Consider the following 16,974-nt stretch of genomic DNA (forward strand, 5'->3'; position numbering starts at 1 on the left):
CGCGCTGGGCGGGCTTTGGGTGTACTCGCGGTGAGTATGGGCGAATCTTAGGTGCTTTGTCGCAAAACTGCAAGAGCTTTTTCCTTCGAAGTCCTTACGCTGCAACGGATTGAGCGAACTCGCACGTGGGACGGTTTGCCGGCGGCACAACGCCGTGAAGTACGAACCCGGTTTCGAGTCGCGCGACTGCGAGATTTTCCAGCTCGGCGAAGCGCCCCGCCATCCACTTCGCAGCGCGGAACGCCTTGTCCTTCGTCACCTTGTGCTGTTCGGCCAGATCCCGAATCGAAGCGCCCTCGCGCTTCGTTCGCGGCAGGTAATTCCACGCGGCAAGATCCCGCAGCAGCGCAACGGCGGTAATGCCGCTCGACTTCCGCGACCATACCGCCAGGGCGTTGATGCCTGCCACCTTCTCGTCGTCGTGCGCGAAGCGCGCGAGCACCGCCGCGTATTCCGGCGCCGGCAACCTGGTGCGTGCTGCGTCCGTGATCATGGCGCACTGGGCGCGGTACTCGTCGAGCGAAAGGCGGTCGGGGTCGAACCCACCACCGTTTCCACCGCCAAGCTCGGCCAACCAGTCCGACTGCGCCTTGGTCGGAAACGGAATGTCTTCGAGGATCCGGATCAGCATATTCCGGAAAGGCGCCTTCTGGCGCGGCGGCAGCGACAGAACGAGGTACGCCACGTGCAGCGCCTGTCGAGTGTCTTGGAATGCTTCGTTCATTGGCCAGTTCCCCGTCAAAAGTGCCAATCCATTACTCAAAAATCTCTTGCTGCCAGCCGCCCCCGTCCTTTTTCGGCTTGGGTCGCACCGCGATGAACCGGAAGGGGTAAAGCTCGGCTGCGACCTTGATCTTGACCCGCGCATCATCCTGCCAATGCCCCTTCACCTCATGCGCCTCAAGCGTTCCATCCGCCAGCATCACGAAGAAGTCCGGTGAATAGAACGTGTTGTCGGCCAATCGCAGTTTCAGACCTTCAAACTTGTACCAGGCTACGGTGCCCGCCTGTCGCCGGGCTTCAAGCAACGCCTCGTAGGCCTTTTCGGTCTTGTTCCTTTCGCCCGTCTTGAGGCGCCCGAGTGCCTGCATACGGGTTTTGGCGGTGCTTCTGAAATTCAACGTGCTCATGCGTTCCTCGCTGCCCATCGGGCCTTCACTTCGGTTTCGATTTGGTTCACGGCCGTGTCGCCCAACTGGCGCCGCCATCGGTCGAGCGTCGCGCGGCGCATTTCGACCTGCGGCAGCGCCATCAGGTGCCGGACGCGACAGCACAGCTTCGTGAAGTCGAGGCGCCCCGCGTTGGCGCGGCACAGCGGGCACAGGTCCATCGTCATGCGGTGGACAGCTCGCCCGGGGCACAGCCGTACATGAATCGATGCACCCGCTCGTGGTCGGCAGGGTTCGAGCGCGCCGCCTTTCCGACCTCTCGCTCGATCATCGCGTCGTCGCCGGATTCACGGATGACTCGCAGGCGGAACAGATATGGCGGCTCGTCCGGGCGTATCGGCTCAATGCCGAGTTCAGCCGCACGCGCAGCAACCCCCTCGTTGGTCGTATCCCATGCTTCGCCCGGGCCGGTTCCGGTCGCCGCCGCTTGCGCTTCACCGATGAACGATTCGAGGAATCCCGGATTCACGGGCGACGTGTCGGCGTCTGCGGTCCTTCGCGCGCACGCGAGGTCGTGGGCCCGGAGCAACGCCTGCAGCGTGACACTGCGCGATGCAATCCGGAGCAACGCCTCGCGCGCACGCGAGGAAAGCTGCAACGTGCGGCCCTTCCCGGCCTCGAGCGCCACGAGCTTTTCCCCGATTTGTTCCGCAGAAAGCGGCGGCGAGGACTTATCCACAGGGCCACTCGCGCGAGGTATACCGCCGCCGCTTGTGTTTACTTCTCCCTTCCCCTCCCCTCCACTCCTCTCCGGGGGTGAACACTCCCCGTTCACTCCGCGAACGTTCGCCGAGTGTTCGCCGAACGTTCCGAGATCATCGGTCGAACGCTCGGCGTCCGGTCCTCGATCATTCGTCGAATCTTGCGATTTCATGCGGGTTTGACGGCGCTTCGGGGCGCCCGACGGAACTGTGCCGTCCGGCCCCGGATGCTTGAACGTCGGCTGATCAATTTTCTGGTGATGCCAACCTGTGACGATCCAGAATCGTTGACCGGCCACTTCGTACTCGTCGAGCAGGCCGACACGAAGCAGTTCGTCGACCATTCGGCGAACATCCGCCGAAGTCAGGTCGTCCGCCGGGAATACCTCGGCCTTCAGGCGTTTCTCGTTGGCCGAGTGAATCCCCGCGTCGTCGCAGAAATTCCACATCCCAATGAACAGGATGCGGGCGTCGCGAGACACGTCCATCACCTGCTCGGACGTCCAAAACTCGGGTTTAACTGAGCGAATTCTTGCCATTGTTTTCCCCGCCTAAGCGGCGCCATATAGCGCCGCAACGAGCGGATCACGACGAACAAGCCGCCCTGTCTTGATCGCATAGCGCGCACGAGCACGCGCGTTGCGCGCCGCTGTGTACGCAGGATCCTTACTGGCCCGCTGCTTGTAGCGCCGGTCCACCACTTCGGGCGGCATCGGATCTGGTTTAAGGGCGTCGACGCCGGCGCCCAGTGCGTAGCGAGCAGCCCATACGCCAGCAGGCGCATAGCGCGCCCACCCCGCGATGTGAAGCTCGCCAGCGACGTAGCGCGTGCGCAATTGAAGAAGCACCTGGCGACGCGAGAAGCCCGTCACGAATGCCAGAAACTTCGAATCAGCCATCGGCACTTTGCCCAACTCGCGTTGAATCGCGTGCCACGCGACGGACTGATTCGGGCGCCGCACGTTGATACGGTCAGGCAGCCCGAGGCCATAACGTGCGTGCTTCTGGATGGCGACAGGCGTTCGGTCGGGAAACTGCGCGGCGATTTGCTTGATGGACATGTCTGTCGCCCACAACTTCCTGAGCAGTGCGTCGCCTTCGGGCGTCCAGGCCTTTCGAGAGGCCATATCAGTCCCCCAGCGAGTGCTTGAGAAGCGTGCGCATCGCGTCCTGCCGCTCGAGCATCGCCTCGTACTCCGCGCGCGGCATGGTGACCGTGTCGACGTCGTCAGGGATTTCCGGCGCGCCTTCCAGCCGAGACAGATCAAGGCCGAGAAGCTCGAGCATTTCGCAGAACTTCTTGAGAGACAGCCCGTGACCGCGGCTGTTGTGGAAGCGGTTGAAGTTCGTTCGGTCAATGCCAAGAGCATTCGCGACGGCGATCTGGGTGCGCTTCGCGATGAGGCCCACTACCACATTTTCGTTTTTCTCAGCAACCTTCATGTGTTGCTCCCACGTGCGGTTCGTGATCCATACGATTGGTTCCAACAGAACAAACGAGGCGGCGCGACTGCGCCGGATTGAAATGGTGAGCACCACCGACCATGCGAGAATCGAGTTTCCACACGTCAATCACTCGCATAGAAGGGGCGCTCATGGAAAATTTGGGGACGAACGTCATCGATCAGTCGGCGTCAGGGTCGCCATTCGTGCGGCCCTCACCTTTGCCTGGGTTAGCTCGGCAACAAGTGCATTCGCTCGAATCCGTGGTTGTCCTGTTGGAAGCCGAAGTAGCGAGAAGCCGAGCATCCGAAAGGTCGCAACGGCGCATGGCCATCTTTGCGAACGTGATGGCGGCAATCGCGGCGGTGATGGCCACGATCGCGGCTATGCCGCTGATCGTGCAGTGGCTCAGGTAGTTCATTTGCATCGCTTCCCTAAAACTTCAAACACGGAGTACCTCATGGACATTGGCTCGATCAGCGCAGCACTTGGCGGCCTGAAAACAGCATTTGAATTGACGAAGGCTGCCGTGGCTGCTCGCGATGAAAGCAAGATCGCCGAGGCGAAGCAGGCGCTGAATGATCGAATCATTGACGTGCAGAACGCCGCGCTTCAATTGCAGGAAAGGCAATCTGCGGCCCGCGACGAAATCGATGAATTGAAAGACCAGATTCGAGACCTCAAGGCATCCATGAAAACGTTGGAGTCGGATGCAACTGAGCGAGCTAACTACCGGTTGGCAGCAATTTTTCCCGGCAAGTGGGCTTATGAATCCGTGATTGATCCGCACCATTACGCCTGCCAACAATGCTTCGACGGCCCTTCCCACCGGAAAGTCTTGTTGCAGAGCTACTGGGAAAATCATTGGGAATGCCCAGTCTGCAAAAACCGAATTTATCCGGAAGAAACGGTGTGAGTCATCGCCGCCGCACAGCGAGAAAGTGTCGCTTCTCATCGACGCCCCCGGAATTGCTTCGGGTCGTAGTAGGGGCTGGGGTGTTGGCGGTCAGCGCGATGCAGCCGCCAGGCGGTGCAGAGCGAGAAAAATGCCCGTAGCGGGCCGAAGTACAGATGAGGTGTCTCGCGAACGGCGCGAAGGAAGATGACGATCAGCTTCACGCGGCTACCCCCGCCGGTTCCCCGTCAGCCGTTGCGCCCTCACCGCCTCTTTGGGCGGGAGGGCGACTTCGGGGGCTTGGGGGTGTCTCCCCAACGTCAGCTTTCGTTATGTCGTCGTAGAGACGCTGCAACTGTTCCTTTGTCGACGCAAAGACGTTCGTCCGACGCCCGGTTTCGATATGACTGATAGCCCCTTGGGACAACTGACATTTTTCAGCGATCTCTTTTTGGGACAGTCCCAGCGCCTTCAGAGCTAGGACCAACTGTTGCGCGTCCATGGCGACATTCAGGTTGGTAGGTAACGATCACAGCTTAATACAAATGTATTTATCAATCAATACCAACGTAGCTGAACATCCGGGCACAATCCAATACATGAGTAATATTGGTAAGCACATCATCGCCGCCCGGACGGCTCGAGGATGGTCCCAGGGAGATTTGGCGGCCAAAGCAGGCGTATCGCAGGGAACGATTGGACACCTTGAGAGTGGGCGCAATCAGAGTTCGACAAAACTGCCTCAAATTGCGTCGGCTCTCGGCCTTAAGGTAGAGGAACTGATATCGGGTGAGACCGAGAAGCGTGCACCTAATGAAGAGACCAGGTTCTCGAACGTTGTGCCTGCGCCTGTCGGCCTTCGCCGTATCCCCCTGATCAGCAGCGTCCAGGCCGGAATGATGACCGAGGCAGTTGACCCGTTCCCGCCCGGCGGTGCATTCGAATATTTGCTGACCGACCTGGATGTGTCAGAACACGCGTTCGCGCTCGAACTTGAGGGGCGATCGATGGAGCCCGAGTTCCGCGAGGGGGACCGGATCATCGTCGACCCGGCGACCCAACCTCAGCCGGGCGATTATGTCGTGGCCAAGAACGGCCGAGAGGAAGCCACATTCAAGAAGTACCGCCCACGCGGCATCGGGGCGTCTGGCCGCGAGGTGTTCGAGCTGGTGCCACTCAACCCGGATTACCCGACTATCAACAGCGAGAATGAGCCGGCACGGATCATTGGCGTGATGGTCGAGCACAGGCGGTACAGAAAGAGATAAATCGCCAGCCGAGCGAAGGTAAAAACTAGATTTACATTCAACACGGGGAAACTGGAATGCAGATTCTGATTTGGGCAGCCATTATTTCGCTGAACGTGCTTTGCGGCCTCTTTGCTGCCAACAAGGGGCGCCATAGGTGGTTGTGGACCGCGATTGCTTTTGTGGTATCGCCACTTCTGACGTGGATCGTCTTACTGCTTCTTAGGGACGTCCGCACCGGCGACGATGCCGGGAAAATAGCAAAACATAGCGCCCCAAACCGCTGGCTTCTCGCATATGGATCCCTCGCTTTCTTGCTCGCGGTAATCGGACTCGTCGGGATTAGCAAAGATGGGGCTGCCGTGGATGCCCCATCCTCAGCCGTAAGTGCCACACCGGCAGACGCGCCCCAAATTTCACAAACTACCACTGAGCGGCCCGCGCCAGCAGAGACTGCACCGTTGCCCCCTTCGCCAACTCACTATTACGCCATCGAGCAAGATGGTGAATATGGCTACCAGCCTGCATTGAGCGACGACGACCGGAAGGCCGGAACCATGACAAAAGCGTTGCTCATGGCGCGATATCGGGGAAAATCAGGGAAAAAATACCGCGTCGATCTCATCGACAATGGGATCACCACTAGGGTGTCATGCGAGGCCCCATGTGATTTCGTAAAGTCAGAGGTCTACCTCGACGGCCAGAAAGCTAGGACAGATACAGTTGCCGCGGCGGAAGGCTCCCTCGTCTGGGCCATCCTCCAAGATGCCATGAACGGTGAACTTGAGGTCTATCAGAAGCCGAAGGGTTGACCATCAAGATTCTCACCAAATGACACAACGGCAAAAGCACGGAGGAACACGATGGAGCACCTGAGCATTTGGCACTGGCTGATCCTTTTCATCATGGTCGTCTTTTTGCTCTACCCATACGCACGGATCATCCGGCGAGCGGGGTTCTCTCCGTGGTGGGTATTGCTCGCCTTCGTCCCGATGTTGAATTTGATCATGATCTGGGTCTTTGCCTTCGTGCAGTGGCCATCGCTCGAACGGAAGTAGGTGCGTTCGGGCCACCTCAATGACGAAATGCACATACCGATCCGGATCAGGCTCGGGTGGTGGGAACTAGCCGGCCGTGAGCTGAGGGTGATTTCCGCGGCAACGAAAGTCCCTTTATCAAATACAACCGGAACCAAAAAGAAGAGAACGACCAGTGTCCGAGACAAGAACGCAAAATGCACCGGCAGTCGCTGCCACCAGGCCCCTGAACGCGCATGAGGCCAAAATTGAACTCGCGAAGCTCCAGGCGGCTACGGAAAGACTAGGGCTTCTGACGAATTGCGCAAAGACGATCATCGTTTCTGCGACGATTGCCGGCTCGTTATGGATTATATTCAAGGGCCTCGAACCTATCCTGGAGGGCAAGAATGCCGAGTCGATCGGTGCTATCGCCAAACTCGTTGACGCCTTGCACCTTGGCTCCGTTCTTGGCTACGCCTGGGGCGCGGTCGCAACGTTGGGCTATGCGTTCGAGCGGAGCCGTAAGAAGTCCCCCTGATTCGGGCACCTGCCGCTTCGTCTATAATAGTGTTCGGCATCATTTTTGCCGACCAGACAACAATAACAACAATCCCTCCCAGAGGACATCATGGCTGAATTGATACTGACGGGCATCGGGGCGCTTTTGATATTGTGCTCCTGGCAGTTTTCGGTGGTCCCCGCATTGCGCGCGGACGCTCAGGACAAGCTTGCTAGGCTTGGCAAGGAAGTGGATCGCCAGCTTTCTTCCATCAATACCAACGACGCTCGGACAATTCGAAGAGAACTTCAGAACCTCATTGCGGCGCATACCGCCCACATCAATCGCATTTCAATCTTCACACAGTCGTATCACGTCGCCTGGCGACGTGTCAGACCGGATGTGGCACGAGAGTTCGACGCGATTGTGGAAAAACGGTTTGAGACGACTGATGCTGATATCCAGCGGGTTGTCGCGTACGCTCGAAATCGAGCGGCGGAAATAATCTTGGCTCTAATGGCGAAGCAGTACATCCTAATTTGGTTGGTCGCGCTAATTGCGATACCCTGCTTCCTCATTCGTCGCGGCATGCGCGTATCTTCTGGCTTGTTGGATTCAGCTCTGAGTCGAGTAGCTTCGACAATCATGACACGTCGGCCTAACGGCAGCGGCAGGATATTGTCTCAGCACGTTTTGGAGGAATCCTTCCTTCGAACTGCCCGTAGGGCATAGAAGAGCCCCTTCGCCCCACAGAAAGCCCGCCTCGCGCGGGCTTTTTTGCGCCCTCATTTTGTCGTGGCAATGCGCCGGAATAGTCGGCGCTCCCTCCTCGCTTGCCCTGAAAGGGCCTGACCGCCCGTCCGCCGGGGTGGCCATGCATCGGCGGCCCCACGCCGCTCGCTCGCCACGAACTCAACAACACCCACCAGCCCGCTTCGACGGGATTTTTGTTTCTTAGCGGTTCTCGCCAGATCACCCCAGAGGCTATCCCGGAAGAATTTCGCCAATTCAAATACATTTGTATTGACACCAATAAAATACATTCGTATTATTCACTCCAACGCAGCACACAACCCACCCCATTCCGCTGACTGACGAGTCATGACGCGGGGTCGCCGGGCCGGGAACCGGTAGCTGCGTCAGCCGCGCGAAAGCGCGTCCAGAAGTGAACGCATGAAGGGGCCAGCGCGATGAACGTCAGCTACGTCGAGGATTTCGAGGAGGGCAAGCTCAATTCCTCGTTCGACGTGGCCGACGATCTGGCTGCCTACGCGGAACGGTACGACCTGACGATCGAGGAAGCGCGCGACGAGCTGCGCGACCCCGAGTCGATCAGCGCTGACCTGCGCCGCCTGCTCGTGCGACGTTCTACGGGGGAATGAGATGGGCGATATCGCCGAAATGATGCTGGACGGCACTCTCTGCGAGGGGTGTGGCGTCGCTCTTGACGGTGCTGGCGAGGGCTTCCCACGCCGCTGCCGCGACTGCCGAGACGAACCTGTCCACGAGTTGCCGAAGAAGGCGGCGAAGCGTTACTGCCCTGACTGCGGTCGCCGCGTGAAGCCGGCGGGCCTCGCAGACCACATGCGCGACGTTCACAAGGCAACGCACTTCAAGCTGGAAGTTCGATACGCCCACGACGAGGAGGCGGCATGACCACGATCAAAAACGGCGGTCCGGCGTTTCCGTGGTGCGGCGATCTAAACGATTGCCCGACGATCAATCTCGGCATGACCCTGCGCGACTACTTCGCGGCGAAAGCGATTCAGGGGCTGCTCGCCCGCCAGTTCACCAAGGACGAGCGTGACCGTCCGTTCGTCGAGTGGGTCGTCGAATTTTCGTTTGAGATCGCCGACGCCATGATCGTCGCCCGAGGTGCCGCATGATCCGCCTCGCCCTCGACTTCGGCCGATTCTGCGCGCGCATGCTCGCAGTCCTCGCCTTCCTGTTCCTGCTCGTCGGCATCTTCAAGTACAGCGCCGAGTCGTATGCAGCCGATGTCCCGTCCTACGGGCGCACCGCGTAATGGCCGCCGCGGCGCGCTTCGCGCTCGCCCTCTCGCTGATCGTTGCCGCCCTCGCCTTCGTCGCGTGGCGCGAGGTCGAGAGCTGGAACACCTGCCGCGCGGCGCACGCCACGACGTACTGCCTGACCACCTGGGAGAACTGACCGTGCACATCGAATTGACCTGGGCCGAGTACGTGCGCCTGCAGCGCGCCGCCGGCTACCGCCTTACCGGCCGCTGGCTTGCCACCGGCCCGGAGTTTGTCCGCATCCACTGAGAGAACCGCCATGCAAAGCATCTACACCGTTCGCGCTTCGAGCTGGGGCGCACTTTTCGACTGTTCGTACCGCTGGGAAGGCATCCACCTGCTCAAGCTGCGCAACGTAGTCGGCCTGCGCGCCGCGCTCGGCACCGCGATTCACGCCGGCACTGCCGTGTTCGATCAGAGCCGCCTCGATGGCACGGGCCTCACTGCGGACGACGCCGCTGGCACGTTCATCGACAAGCTGCGCGACCCCGAAAACGAGTTCGACGCGTCGCAGGACGATCTGACGATGTCCGAAGCCGAGCGCATCGGCATCACGCTGCTGACCAAGTACTGCCGTGAGATCTCGCCGCAGTTCGAGTTCGTGGCCGTGGAAATGGAAACGAAGCCGCTCGATATCGACTGCGGCAACGGGATCATCGTCCGCCTCACCGGCACGATGGACCGTGCGCGGGTGCGTCGCACGGCTGAAGGCGTCGGTATCGCTGACCTCAAGAGTGGGTCAGCGGCCGTGCAGAAAGGTGCGGCCGTCACGAAGGGCCACGGCCCGCAGATCGGCACGTACGAGATTCTCTACGAGCACTCGACGGGCGACGTGATCGGCGACGACGCCGAAATCATTGGACTCAAGACGAAGGGCACGCTCGAAATCGCCACCGGCACGATCAAGAACGCCAAGCGCGCCATGCTCGGCACCGAGTCGACGCCGGGCCTGATCGAGTTCGCGGCCGACATGTTCAAGACCGGCCGCTTCTATCCCAACCCGAAATCGCTGCTGTGCTCGGAGAAGTACTGCCCGCGCTATGCCACTTGCCAGTTCCACGACTGAGCCACCGCCATGACCGCACAGGACCTTTTCATCCGCCTGACTGACCCGTCTGGCAAGCACAGCCCCATCGTGACGCAACACCGCGTGTGGGATCGGGACCGCTTCATTCGCAGCATGCAGCACCAATTCGGCGAGGGCGCGAAGAACGTCGAAGATCGCCGCACCGTGACCGTCGTGGATCGCGACGCCTACACCGCCACCCGCAAAGGAGCCTAACCATCATGGGCGCAACAACCACCCTGGAACAGATGCGCGCGCCCGCCGTGCGCGAACCCGCCCCCGTCGTCACGATGGGTTTTGCCACCTCGCAGTCGTTCGAACTGATGCAGCGTGCCGCCAACCTGCTCGCCTCGTCGACGCTGGTGCCGGTCGCGTACCGCAAGACCATCGAAAAGCTCGACCGTTTCGGGAATGTGAAGGAATCGCGCGACAACCCGAATGCACTCGCGAACGCCGTCGTCGCGCTCAACATGGCGCAGCGCATGGGCGCGGATCCGCTGATGGTCATGCAGAACCTCTACATCGTTGAAGGTCGCCCGTCCTGGTCGTCGCAATGGATCATCGCCGCGGTGAACGGCTGCGGCCGATTCTCGCCGCTGCGCTTCGATATCAAGTCGCTCGGCGCGAAGGAAGTCGCGTACACCGAGACGTACTGGGACAACGGCCAGAAGCAGAAGCGCACCACCAACGTCCCGATCACCGACAAAGTCTGCATCGCCTGGGCAATCGAGAAGGAAACCGGCGAGCGCATCGAATCGCCGCCGGTGTCGATCGAAATGGCCGTGAAGGAAGGCTGGTACACGAAAAACGGCAGCAAGTGGCAGACGATGGACGAAGTGATGTTGCGCTACCGCACCGCCAGCTTCTTCGGGAAGCTCTATGCCCCCGAGTTGCTGATGGGCCTGCAAACCGTCGAGGAAGCACAGGACATCATCGACCTGAATCCAGACGGCTCGTATGTCGTGCAGTCAACCACGATGAGCGAAATGCGCGCCAACGCGACCCCGGCGGCCACGCGCGCCGAACCGGCAGACGTGGCTGGCGAACAGGAAGCGCAGCAGGCGAGCGCGACCGACGACGGCCAGCAACCCGGCCTCGATATCGACGACAGCGAAGATGCTGACCGCGACGTCCCCACGTTCCAAGGCGTCAACCGCGAGCTGCTCGGCGCGAAGAGCGTCGAGGAACTCGACTTCGCCCGCAGCCTGATTGCGGAAATCCCCGACGAGGCGCAAAAGGCCACGCTGAACCAGGTCGCCACCCGCCGCATGCGCGAACTGACGCAGGCCGCTGAAGAGCCGAGCACCGCCGCGCCGGCTGGCCGCCGCACACGCGCGCCGTTGAACGCTGACTGAGACGAACAGCCATGGAGAAATTCCAATTCAGCGGCAAAGCCGTCATCCAGCACCTGAACACCCGCAAGGAAGGGCCGGATGACGAACAAGAGCTGGTGCTCGACCTCAAGCTGCGCGCCGTCACCGATTACCAGGTGATGTCCGCTTTCGACGAAGGTCTGCCGGCGTTCGCGTTCTTCTCGAACGGCGCCGTGCGAAACAAGGCGCTCGGCCCGATCACGTTCACGCATGAACTCAGCGACTACCGACTCGAAATGGTCGGCAGCGTGTTCACCGCCGTCCGCGTCAAGAAGTTCGCGATCGAGCCGAAGGACGGCTTCAAGGTGGCGCTCACCATGCTCGCCACCTTCAAGCCGAGCCCGGACGAGGTGGCACGCATCGCCGAGTTCCTGCAGGACGATATCGACGTGCTTCTGTCACCGCAGAACGGCGAACTCGGCTTCGGTGACTCGTTCAGCGCAGTCGACGCCGGATTTGACGAACTCTACCCGCAGGCGATCCGCCTGGTACGCGCCGAAGGCAAAGCGTCGATCAGCATGATCCAGCGCCATCTGCGCATCGGCTACAACCGCGCAGCCCGGCTGCTGGAAATGCTCGAACAAGGCTCGTTCGTCTCGGCTGCCAAGGCAGACGGCACCCGCGACATCCTCGGACACGAAGAGGCCCACGCATGAAGATCACCCACATCCACGCCACCAACTTCCTCGGCATCCGCACGGCCGACGTCGAGCTGCGCACGCCGGTCGCCCTCTTCTGCGGCCCGAACGGCGCCGGGAAGTCGAGCATTCAGGACGCCGTGCGCCTGGCGCTGGCCGGCGAAAGCGTGCGCGTCTCGCTGAAGAAGGAATACGGCCGCCTGGTGCATGACGGCGCCGAATCGGGCTCTATCGTAGTCGTGGCCGACGGCGGGCGCGCGAACAACGTCGCCCTGCCCGGCGGCAAGATCACTCAGACGATCCCGGCTGACCCGCGCACGCCGTTCGTGCTGGACGCGCAACGCTTCGCCAGTCTTGACGCCAAAGCGCGCCGCACGTTCCTGTTCGACCTGATGGGCGTGACGGTGGGCACCGACGACGTGCGAAAGCGCCTCGCCGCTCGCGGCATCACCGGCGACAAGGTCGAAGCGGTGCTGCCGCTGGTACGCGCCGGGTTCGACGCTGCGGCGAGCGAAGCGCAGTCGAAGGCAACGGCCGCCAAGGGCGCATGGCGCGCAGTCACCGGCGAGACGTATGGCAGCGTGAAGGCGAACACCTGGCGCGCAATAGCGCCGGAAGGTAGCGAGGATCCCGACGAACTCGCTGCCGCACTGGCCGAAGGTCGCGAGACGATCGACACATTCGAGCGCGAGGCGGCGGACCTGCAACGGCAACTCGGCGAGATCGCCGCGGCAGACCGTCAGCGCCAGCAGCGCGACGCGCGCGCCACGCAACTGCGCGAGGCCGCCGCCAAGCTGCCGAAGGCTGAGGAATCGATTGAGCGTGCCCGCGCCGAGCTGGCTGAGTTTCTGCCGAAGGTCGAAGCGCTGCGCGCCGCCGCCGGCGGCAAGGTCGATGGCATGCCTTGCACCTGCCCCGAGTGCGGCGCGCTGCTACGCTATCTCGCCGGGAAGCTGGCGGCCGACGCACCGGTCGAGCGCAACGAGGATGCAGCCTCGAGCCTGCCCGAGTACGAGAAGAGCCTGACGGTGCTGCAGAACGCCGTGAAGAGCCGCGAGGCGGAATTCGATCGGGCACGCGATGCGGCGGCGCAGTTGGATCTGATCGCAAAAGACGCGGCAGCGGATGCGGCCGGTGACGCCCCGGCACAAGCTGACGTCGAGCGCGCCCATGCCGAAGCCAAGGACAAGGCCGCGAAGGCGCGCGAGATCGTCGCCAGCATCGAAGCCTCGCAACGGGCCGTCACCGAGGCCGACGCGAAGACGAAGCGCGCGGCACAGCACCACGCAGACGTCACCGCGTGGGACGCGCTCGCGACCGCGCTGGGCCCGGACGGTATCCCCGCCGAACTGCTCGCCGAGGCCCTCGGGCCGATCAACGCCCGGGCCGAGGCCCAATCCGAGGCCGCTGGCTGGTCGTGCGTGTCCATCGATGCCGACATGTCGATCACGGCCGCCGGCCGCGATTACGCCCTGCTGTCCGAGTCCGAGAAGTGGCGCACCGACGCCCTGATCGCCGAGGCCATCGCCCACCTGTCCGGCGTGCGCGTGCTGATGCTCGACCGCGCCGATGTACTGGTCGGCGCCGAGCGCGACAACCTGCTGTATTGGCTCGATGACCTGGCGCACGCAGGCGACATCGACACCGCCCTGGTCTTCATGAGCATGAAGTCGGCGCCCGGCCAGATGCCGGAATCCATCACCACGTTCTGGATCGCCGACCACTGCGTCGGTGGATCGAAGGCGGCAGCATGAACGCCATCAAGACCGTGACGTTTGATGCGCGCCCCGAGCCAGGCACGACGGAATACGGCTCATGGATCAATAGCGCGCAGCAAGAGGCAAACTTTCGGTTCCGTGCGGAGGGTAGAGACAGGTTCAAGTGGCTATGCGCGTTTGAACAGGCGCTTCATGCCGCCGCCCCCACGCCAGCCGCACAGAGCGCAGGGCAAGAGGCGGCTATGAATCTCGCGTGCTATTTGGTCGATCACTGCGAGGGAGAAACCGTCACAGAGGAAGGCGTGCAGCGCTGGCTTGCGGCGATGCTCGCGTCCCCCCTCTACGCCGCGCCCGTGAATGGCGGCGAGCGCGATGTCGTTGAGGTCGCCGTGGCTCTTGAGCAGCAACGCACTCTCGCGATCATCAAGGCTGTACGAGATCAGCATTTCGGCACTTCTAATCCAGACCTACCCACGCAAGCCAGCGCGGCATTCGATCTCGCGTGCGAGGAAATCGAGCATCGGCTGCGCACCGAGCAATGGACGCTCGGCGGTGTGCCCGCGCCCTTACCCGACGTAGATGCGCCGCAGGTGGCGAAAGAACCGCAGCCGGTTCCCGCGAACGCGGTATGGACGCGTCATAGTTCCGGCGACTGCGAATGGTGGGACTACGGTAGCTGGAAGGCTCGCAAGCACGGCGCCGTGTGGGTGCTGACGTACGCCGGAAAGGAGATTGCTCGCCACGAGTATCTGCAAGCAGTGATGCGGCGAGCCAGTGAACCGACGCAAGCCGCCCTCTCGTCTCCCGCGAAGGTAACGGTAGACAACCCCGACGAACTGACGCCGCCGGAATTCTTGGCGTCGCACTTGATCGACGCGTGGGTCGCGGCGCACGGAAAGAAAATCCCGTGGGACAAAGCCATCAAGATTTCCGCCATCGTCACCAAGATGCCGGACGAGGAACGCGACCGCCTGTTGGCACTGGGAGCCGAATAATGGACAGCAACCATGACATCGTTCCGACGCTGCGCATGATGGACGGCGTTTATACCGGTCTTGCCGCTGATGAAATCGAGCGCCTGCGTGCGCGCGTTGCATTGCTGGAACGTCGTGCCGACACATCGCTCATCCCCGGCGCTGAACCGACGCACCGCTGCAACGTGTGCGGCGCGTACTGGCGGAAATGGGACATCGGCGGACAGACGAGTTGGAACCTGAATTCTCGCGGGTGCGGCGAGTGCTGCGACAACGTGGCGATGGGCGACCAGATTGAAGCGCTGGCGTCTCCCGCGAAGGTGGGCGGGGATGCGCGGGAGTTACCGGTGCTGCCGCATCCGACCGTATTCGCTGGCTTGACCGTGACGAATGAGCCAGTCTCGCACGCTTACTCCGCTCACCAGATGGTTGACTACGCCCGCGCCGCGCTGTCGGCGGATGGCGGGGAGATCGAAGCGCGCGCCAAGACTGTGCATCGCCGAATCGACTCGCTGTGCGACGCCGCCAACACGCCGGAGGCGGATTACTTCGACGCCAGCACGAACATGATGATCGCTACGCGCGAATTGCTCACAGCGATCGGTCATCCGCACGCGATGGATGTCGCCACCATTGCCGCTAAGCGAGCGAAGGGGGATGCGTGAAAGAGCGCCCCATCCTCTTCAGCGCGCCTATGGTGCGCGCAATCCTCGACGGCTCGAAGACGCAGACGCGGCGTGTGGTGAAGGGCTTCGCGCTGGAATTACTTCAGCCGGACAACTTTACGCCCGAGTACGTTGCGCTTCCCGAAAACGATTTGAGTCCGTTTGGCTTCGCAGGCGACCGCCTATGGGTGCGCGAGACGTGGCAGCACAGCAACTACCCGCTTGGGCCGTATGACGATGACTGTCTCGTCTTCTATCGCGCCGACTACCTCGATGACCCACACGGGCCAGATGGCGAGAAGTCGCCGGAAGGGAAGTATCGCGCCTGGCGCCCTTCCATCCATATGCCGCGCTCGGCAGCACGCACGTTGCTCGACGTGACCGGCGTGCGCATTGAACGCTTGAACGCCATCAGCGATGAGGACTGCATCGCCGAAGGTATCGGGCTTAATGGCTGCGCCGCCGGCGTCATGTTTTCGGCGCGGGACGACGACACGTTGCCGCGTGCGATGTATCGGGATCGCTGGGAAAGCCTCTACGGCGCCGGTTCGTGGAGCGATAACCGGTGGGTGTGGGCGGTCGAGTTCAAGCGCGTCGACGGCGCTAAGGGGGCGTGATGCCGCTAGATCGCCAAATCGTGCGTGACGTCGACGACGTATGCATCCTTCACCCGATATCGCTGAGTGCTGCGCCCATCGTCGAAATTCTCAAGGTGATCTGCAACGATTTTCCGGAGTGCGTCAATGTGTTTTGTCCTATCCGCCTTGTTCAACGACGAAAACTGTTCGAGAAACTGATCAGAAAAGTGAATCGAAAAAGTCCGCGATTGCTGTGTAAGGTCTTCGGGCTGCCCCTCGAGCGGCCAATCGAAGAAGAAGTTTCGATGTGCGTCCGGCGCACGGTGGAACTCGACCTTATCTGGGAACAAAGAACGGATCCCCTCAGCGAGGATGTTCATCGACTCAATCTTTCGTGGATCAATTGTCATTCAAGTCTCCTTTGGTTTCGAGAAATCCTAGCACGGGTGCCGGCCGCTTCATTTGACCGCTTACGTCAAACATTTCACGACCACCAAAGGCGACAACGTCAATACTTCAGCGAGCTGAGGGCTACCGCCCGTCCAGTACTTGTGCGCAACCGCTTCGGAGAGAGAAATGAAAGTATCGGAGGTAGCGAAACGGCTTGCCGCACTCATCAGAGTGAAATCCGCGACGAACACCGGAGCATTCGGGTCTTGGAGCCGAACTTCGTGAACAAACAAACCTACGGGCAGATTCATTTCCGCATCGCTCTGACGTACCCAGGCGAAGGAGCACTTGAGACGGCTTGGCCTGTCGGGAAAGAATCTTTTGCGCACGTCCTCAACAATGAGTTCGCTCGCAAGACGCCACCCCTGAAGGGCTCCTGCTTGGGACTGATCGTTGAAAACATAGTCTTTAAACCCATCACCAAAATGGCCGCCACCAAGTGTTTCGCCAGGGTTAAAGCGGCTACGCGCAACGAAGAAGTAGTTCGACATATCAGATCCCCAGGA

General features: G+C 61.3%; 28 protein-coding genes. 19 read left to right on the forward strand and 9 right to left on the reverse strand.

The genetic code is table 11. From position 1 onward, the window contains the following. Positions 1–94 precede the first annotated feature (94 nt). The 6 genes from BGP02_RS05170 to BGP02_RS05195 all read right to left on the reverse strand — a co-directional run bounded on the left by BGP02_RS05170 (position 95) and on the right by BGP02_RS05195 (position 3,313). Positions 95–724, reverse strand: a complete 630-nt coding sequence (locus BGP02_RS05170; RefSeq protein WP_286798090.1) for a hypothetical protein — start codon at positions 722–724, stop codon at positions 95–97. A 31-nt stretch (positions 725–755) separates the two neighbouring features. After that, entirely contained in the window at positions 756–1,130 is a 375-nt protein-coding gene (locus BGP02_RS05175) for a PDDEXK family nuclease (protein WP_286798091.1), read from the reverse strand. After that, positions 1,127–1,336 carry a hypothetical protein gene (locus BGP02_RS05180; protein ID WP_286798092.1) on the reverse strand — a complete coding sequence of 70 codons (210 nt, stop codon included), beginning with the start codon at positions 1,334–1,336 and terminating at the stop codon, positions 1,127–1,129. The genes BGP02_RS05175 and BGP02_RS05180 overlap by 4 nt, the downstream gene beginning before the upstream one ends. Beyond that, positions 1,333–2,409, reverse strand: coding sequence for a hypothetical protein (locus BGP02_RS05185; RefSeq protein WP_286798093.1), 1,077 nt, complete (start codon positions 2,407–2,409; stop codon positions 1,333–1,335). The genes BGP02_RS05180 and BGP02_RS05185 overlap by 4 nt, the downstream gene beginning before the upstream one ends. A 12-nt stretch (positions 2,410–2,421) precedes the next feature. Beyond that, complete coding sequence (locus BGP02_RS05190) at positions 2,422–2,931, reverse strand: hypothetical protein (protein WP_286798094.1); 510 nt, start codon at positions 2,929–2,931, stop codon at positions 2,422–2,424. 67 nt (positions 2,932–2,998) lie between these two features. Next, positions 2,999–3,313, reverse strand: a complete 315-nt coding sequence (locus tag BGP02_RS05195; protein WP_286798096.1) for a hypothetical protein — start codon at positions 3,311–3,313, stop codon at positions 2,999–3,001. A gap of 22 nt (positions 3,314–3,335) precedes the next feature. Between BGP02_RS05195 and BGP02_RS05200 the strand changes: the two genes are divergently transcribed. Continuing rightward, on the forward strand, positions 3,336–4,229 hold the full coding sequence (locus tag BGP02_RS05200) for a coiled-coil domain-containing protein (RefSeq protein WP_286798098.1): 894 nt from the start codon (positions 3,336–3,338) through the stop codon (positions 4,227–4,229). Positions 4,230–4,428: 199 nt separating this feature from the next. Here BGP02_RS05200 and BGP02_RS22325 read toward each other — a convergent pair whose 3' ends face one another. After that, on the reverse strand, positions 4,429–4,710 hold the full coding sequence (locus BGP02_RS22325) for a helix-turn-helix domain-containing protein (RefSeq protein WP_353744092.1): 282 nt from the start codon (positions 4,708–4,710) through the stop codon (positions 4,429–4,431). A 97-nt stretch (positions 4,711–4,807) separates the two neighbouring features. Between BGP02_RS22325 and BGP02_RS05205 the strand changes: the two genes are divergently transcribed. The 18 genes from BGP02_RS05205 (at position 4,808) to BGP02_RS05290 (ending at position 16,057) form a co-directional block, all read left to right on the forward strand. Beyond that, entirely contained in the window at positions 4,808–5,476 is a 669-nt protein-coding gene (locus BGP02_RS05205; RefSeq protein ID WP_286798100.1) for a helix-turn-helix domain-containing protein, read from the forward strand. A gap of 56 nt (positions 5,477–5,532) precedes the next feature. Further along, positions 5,533–6,267: a hypothetical protein gene (locus BGP02_RS05210; protein ID WP_286798101.1), complete on the forward strand. Its 735-nt coding sequence runs from the start codon at positions 5,533–5,535 to the stop codon at positions 6,265–6,267. A 51-nt stretch (positions 6,268–6,318) separates the two neighbouring features. Further along, on the forward strand, positions 6,319–6,513 hold the full coding sequence (locus BGP02_RS05215; protein ID WP_286798103.1) for a Sec-independent protein translocase family protein: 195 nt from the start codon (positions 6,319–6,321) through the stop codon (positions 6,511–6,513). Positions 6,514–6,667: 154 nt separating this feature from the next. Further along, entirely contained in the window at positions 6,668–7,012 is a 345-nt protein-coding gene (locus BGP02_RS05220; protein WP_286798104.1) for a hypothetical protein, read from the forward strand. Between the two features lie 90 nt (positions 7,013–7,102). Next, positions 7,103–7,705, forward strand: coding sequence for a hypothetical protein (locus BGP02_RS05225; RefSeq protein ID WP_286798106.1), 603 nt, complete (start codon positions 7,103–7,105; stop codon positions 7,703–7,705). Positions 7,706–8,163: 458 nt separating this feature from the next. Then, complete coding sequence (locus tag BGP02_RS05230) at positions 8,164–8,355, forward strand: hypothetical protein (protein ID WP_286798108.1); 192 nt, start codon at positions 8,164–8,166, stop codon at positions 8,353–8,355. A 1-nt stretch (position 8,356) separates the two neighbouring features. Continuing rightward, the gene (locus tag BGP02_RS05235) at positions 8,357–8,629 is read left to right on the forward strand and encodes a hypothetical protein (RefSeq protein WP_286798109.1); all 273 of its coding nucleotides are present in this window, start codon (positions 8,357–8,359) and stop codon (positions 8,627–8,629) included. Beyond that, positions 8,626–8,859: a hypothetical protein gene (locus tag BGP02_RS05240; protein ID WP_286798111.1), complete on the forward strand. Its 234-nt coding sequence runs from the start codon at positions 8,626–8,628 to the stop codon at positions 8,857–8,859. Before BGP02_RS05235 ends, BGP02_RS05240 begins: the two co-directional genes overlap by 4 nt. Further along, positions 8,856–8,999, forward strand: a complete 144-nt coding sequence (locus BGP02_RS05245; RefSeq protein ID WP_286798113.1) for a hypothetical protein — start codon at positions 8,856–8,858, stop codon at positions 8,997–8,999. Before BGP02_RS05240 ends, BGP02_RS05245 begins: the two co-directional genes overlap by 4 nt. Beyond that, positions 8,999–9,142 (forward strand): hypothetical protein, encoded by a 144-nt coding sequence (locus BGP02_RS05250; RefSeq protein ID WP_286798115.1) that lies wholly within the window; start codon positions 8,999–9,001, stop codon positions 9,140–9,142. Before BGP02_RS05245 ends, BGP02_RS05250 begins: the two co-directional genes overlap by 1 nt. A 123-nt stretch (positions 9,143–9,265) precedes the next feature. Then, the gene (locus tag BGP02_RS05255) at positions 9,266–10,072 is read left to right on the forward strand and encodes a RecB family exonuclease (RefSeq protein WP_286798117.1); all 807 of its coding nucleotides are present in this window, start codon (positions 9,266–9,268) and stop codon (positions 10,070–10,072) included. Positions 10,073–10,081: 9 nt separating this feature from the next. Continuing rightward, entirely contained in the window at positions 10,082–10,288 is a 207-nt protein-coding gene (locus tag BGP02_RS05260; RefSeq protein ID WP_286798119.1) for a hypothetical protein, read from the forward strand. Between the two features lie 5 nt (positions 10,289–10,293). Continuing rightward, positions 10,294–11,427: a hypothetical protein gene (locus BGP02_RS05265; RefSeq protein ID WP_286798120.1), complete on the forward strand. Its 1,134-nt coding sequence runs from the start codon at positions 10,294–10,296 to the stop codon at positions 11,425–11,427. 11 nt (positions 11,428–11,438) lie between these two features. Further along, positions 11,439–12,101, forward strand: coding sequence for a DNA translocase FtsK (locus tag BGP02_RS05270; protein WP_286798122.1), 663 nt, complete (start codon positions 11,439–11,441; stop codon positions 12,099–12,101). Further along, positions 12,098–13,837, forward strand: a complete 1,740-nt coding sequence (locus tag BGP02_RS05275; RefSeq protein WP_286798123.1) for an AAA family ATPase — start codon at positions 12,098–12,100, stop codon at positions 13,835–13,837. Before BGP02_RS05270 ends, BGP02_RS05275 begins: the two co-directional genes overlap by 4 nt. Next, positions 13,834–14,796 carry a hypothetical protein gene (locus BGP02_RS05280; protein WP_286798125.1) on the forward strand — a complete coding sequence of 321 codons (963 nt, stop codon included), beginning with the start codon at positions 13,834–13,836 and terminating at the stop codon, positions 14,794–14,796. Before BGP02_RS05275 ends, BGP02_RS05280 begins: the two co-directional genes overlap by 4 nt. After that, positions 14,796–15,440 carry a hypothetical protein gene (locus tag BGP02_RS05285; protein ID WP_286798127.1) on the forward strand — a complete coding sequence of 215 codons (645 nt, stop codon included), beginning with the start codon at positions 14,796–14,798 and terminating at the stop codon, positions 15,438–15,440. Before BGP02_RS05280 ends, BGP02_RS05285 begins: the two co-directional genes overlap by 1 nt. Next, positions 15,437–16,057, forward strand: a complete 621-nt coding sequence (locus BGP02_RS05290) for an ASCH domain-containing protein (RefSeq protein ID WP_286798128.1) — start codon at positions 15,437–15,439, stop codon at positions 16,055–16,057. The genes BGP02_RS05285 and BGP02_RS05290 overlap by 4 nt, the downstream gene beginning before the upstream one ends. Positions 16,058–16,062: 5 nt before the next feature. Here the strand turns inward: BGP02_RS05290 and BGP02_RS05295 are convergent, their stop codons facing one another. Together BGP02_RS05295 and BGP02_RS05300 are read right to left on the reverse strand one after the other, a co-directional pair. Further along, a complete protein-coding gene (locus BGP02_RS05295; protein ID WP_286798130.1) occupies positions 16,063–16,428 on the reverse strand; it encodes a hypothetical protein in 366 nt (121 codons plus the stop codon). A gap of 60 nt (positions 16,429–16,488) precedes the next feature. Continuing rightward, a complete protein-coding gene (locus tag BGP02_RS05300) occupies positions 16,489–16,959 on the reverse strand; it encodes a DUF2441 domain-containing protein (protein ID WP_286798132.1) in 471 nt (156 codons plus the stop codon). Between the last annotated feature and the right edge of the window lie 15 nt (positions 16,960–16,974).

Origin of the sequence: Pandoraea sp. 64-18, from assembly GCF_001899225.1 — a bacterium.
In the GTDB taxonomy this organism is placed as follows: domain Bacteria; phylum Pseudomonadota; class Gammaproteobacteria; order Burkholderiales; family Burkholderiaceae; genus Pandoraea; species Pandoraea cepalis.

Excerpts from the sequence above, each read along its gene's own strand:
- BGP02_RS22325 (WP_353744092.1), bottom strand. The coding sequence starts at position 4,710 with ATGGACGCGCAACAGTTGGTCCTAGCTCTGAAGGCGCTGGGACTGTCC.
- BGP02_RS05245 (WP_286798113.1), top strand. The coding sequence starts at position 8,856 with ATGATCCGCCTCGCCCTCGACTTCGGCCGATTCTGCGCGCGCATGCTC.
- BGP02_RS05175 (WP_286798091.1), bottom strand. The coding sequence starts at position 1,130 with ATGAGCACGTTGAATTTCAGAAGCACCGCCAAAACCCGTATGCAGGCA.
- BGP02_RS05260 (WP_286798119.1), top strand. The coding sequence starts at position 10,082 with ATGACCGCACAGGACCTTTTCATCCGCCTGACTGACCCGTCTGGCAAG.
- BGP02_RS05270 (WP_286798122.1), top strand. The coding sequence starts at position 11,439 with ATGGAGAAATTCCAATTCAGCGGCAAAGCCGTCATCCAGCACCTGAAC.
- BGP02_RS05235 (WP_286798109.1), top strand. The coding sequence starts at position 8,357 with ATGGGCGATATCGCCGAAATGATGCTGGACGGCACTCTCTGCGAGGGG.
- BGP02_RS05210 (WP_286798101.1), top strand. The coding sequence starts at position 5,533 with ATGCAGATTCTGATTTGGGCAGCCATTATTTCGCTGAACGTGCTTTGC.
- BGP02_RS05180 (WP_286798092.1), bottom strand. The coding sequence starts at position 1,336 with ATGACGATGGACCTGTGCCCGCTGTGCCGCGCCAACGCGGGGCGCCTC.
- BGP02_RS05285 (WP_286798127.1), top strand. The coding sequence starts at position 14,796 with ATGGACAGCAACCATGACATCGTTCCGACGCTGCGCATGATGGACGGC.
- BGP02_RS05205 (WP_286798100.1), top strand. The coding sequence starts at position 4,808 with ATGAGTAATATTGGTAAGCACATCATCGCCGCCCGGACGGCTCGAGGA.
- BGP02_RS05250 (WP_286798115.1), top strand. The coding sequence starts at position 8,999 with ATGGCCGCCGCGGCGCGCTTCGCGCTCGCCCTCTCGCTGATCGTTGCC.
- BGP02_RS05295 (WP_286798130.1), bottom strand. The coding sequence starts at position 16,428 with ATGACAATTGATCCACGAAAGATTGAGTCGATGAACATCCTCGCTGAG.
- BGP02_RS05280 (WP_286798125.1), top strand. The coding sequence starts at position 13,834 with ATGAACGCCATCAAGACCGTGACGTTTGATGCGCGCCCCGAGCCAGGC.
- BGP02_RS05195 (WP_286798096.1), bottom strand. The coding sequence starts at position 3,313 with ATGAAGGTTGCTGAGAAAAACGAAAATGTGGTAGTGGGCCTCATCGCG.
- BGP02_RS05300 (WP_286798132.1), bottom strand. The coding sequence starts at position 16,959 with ATGTCGAACTACTTCTTCGTTGCGCGTAGCCGCTTTAACCCTGGCGAA.
- BGP02_RS05265 (WP_286798120.1), top strand. The coding sequence starts at position 10,294 with ATGGGCGCAACAACCACCCTGGAACAGATGCGCGCGCCCGCCGTGCGC.
- BGP02_RS05170 (WP_286798090.1), bottom strand. The coding sequence starts at position 724 with ATGAACGAAGCATTCCAAGACACTCGACAGGCGCTGCACGTGGCGTAC.
- BGP02_RS05215 (WP_286798103.1), top strand. The coding sequence starts at position 6,319 with ATGGAGCACCTGAGCATTTGGCACTGGCTGATCCTTTTCATCATGGTC.
- BGP02_RS05190 (WP_286798094.1), bottom strand. The coding sequence starts at position 2,931 with ATGTCCATCAAGCAAATCGCCGCGCAGTTTCCCGACCGAACGCCTGTC.
- BGP02_RS05185 (WP_286798093.1), bottom strand. The coding sequence starts at position 2,409 with ATGGCAAGAATTCGCTCAGTTAAACCCGAGTTTTGGACGTCCGAGCAG.
- BGP02_RS05225 (WP_286798106.1), top strand. The coding sequence starts at position 7,103 with ATGGCTGAATTGATACTGACGGGCATCGGGGCGCTTTTGATATTGTGC.
- BGP02_RS05255 (WP_286798117.1), top strand. The coding sequence starts at position 9,266 with ATGCAAAGCATCTACACCGTTCGCGCTTCGAGCTGGGGCGCACTTTTC.
- BGP02_RS05275 (WP_286798123.1), top strand. The coding sequence starts at position 12,098 with ATGAAGATCACCCACATCCACGCCACCAACTTCCTCGGCATCCGCACG.
- BGP02_RS05240 (WP_286798111.1), top strand. The coding sequence starts at position 8,626 with ATGACCACGATCAAAAACGGCGGTCCGGCGTTTCCGTGGTGCGGCGAT.
- BGP02_RS05230 (WP_286798108.1), top strand. The coding sequence starts at position 8,164 with ATGAACGTCAGCTACGTCGAGGATTTCGAGGAGGGCAAGCTCAATTCC.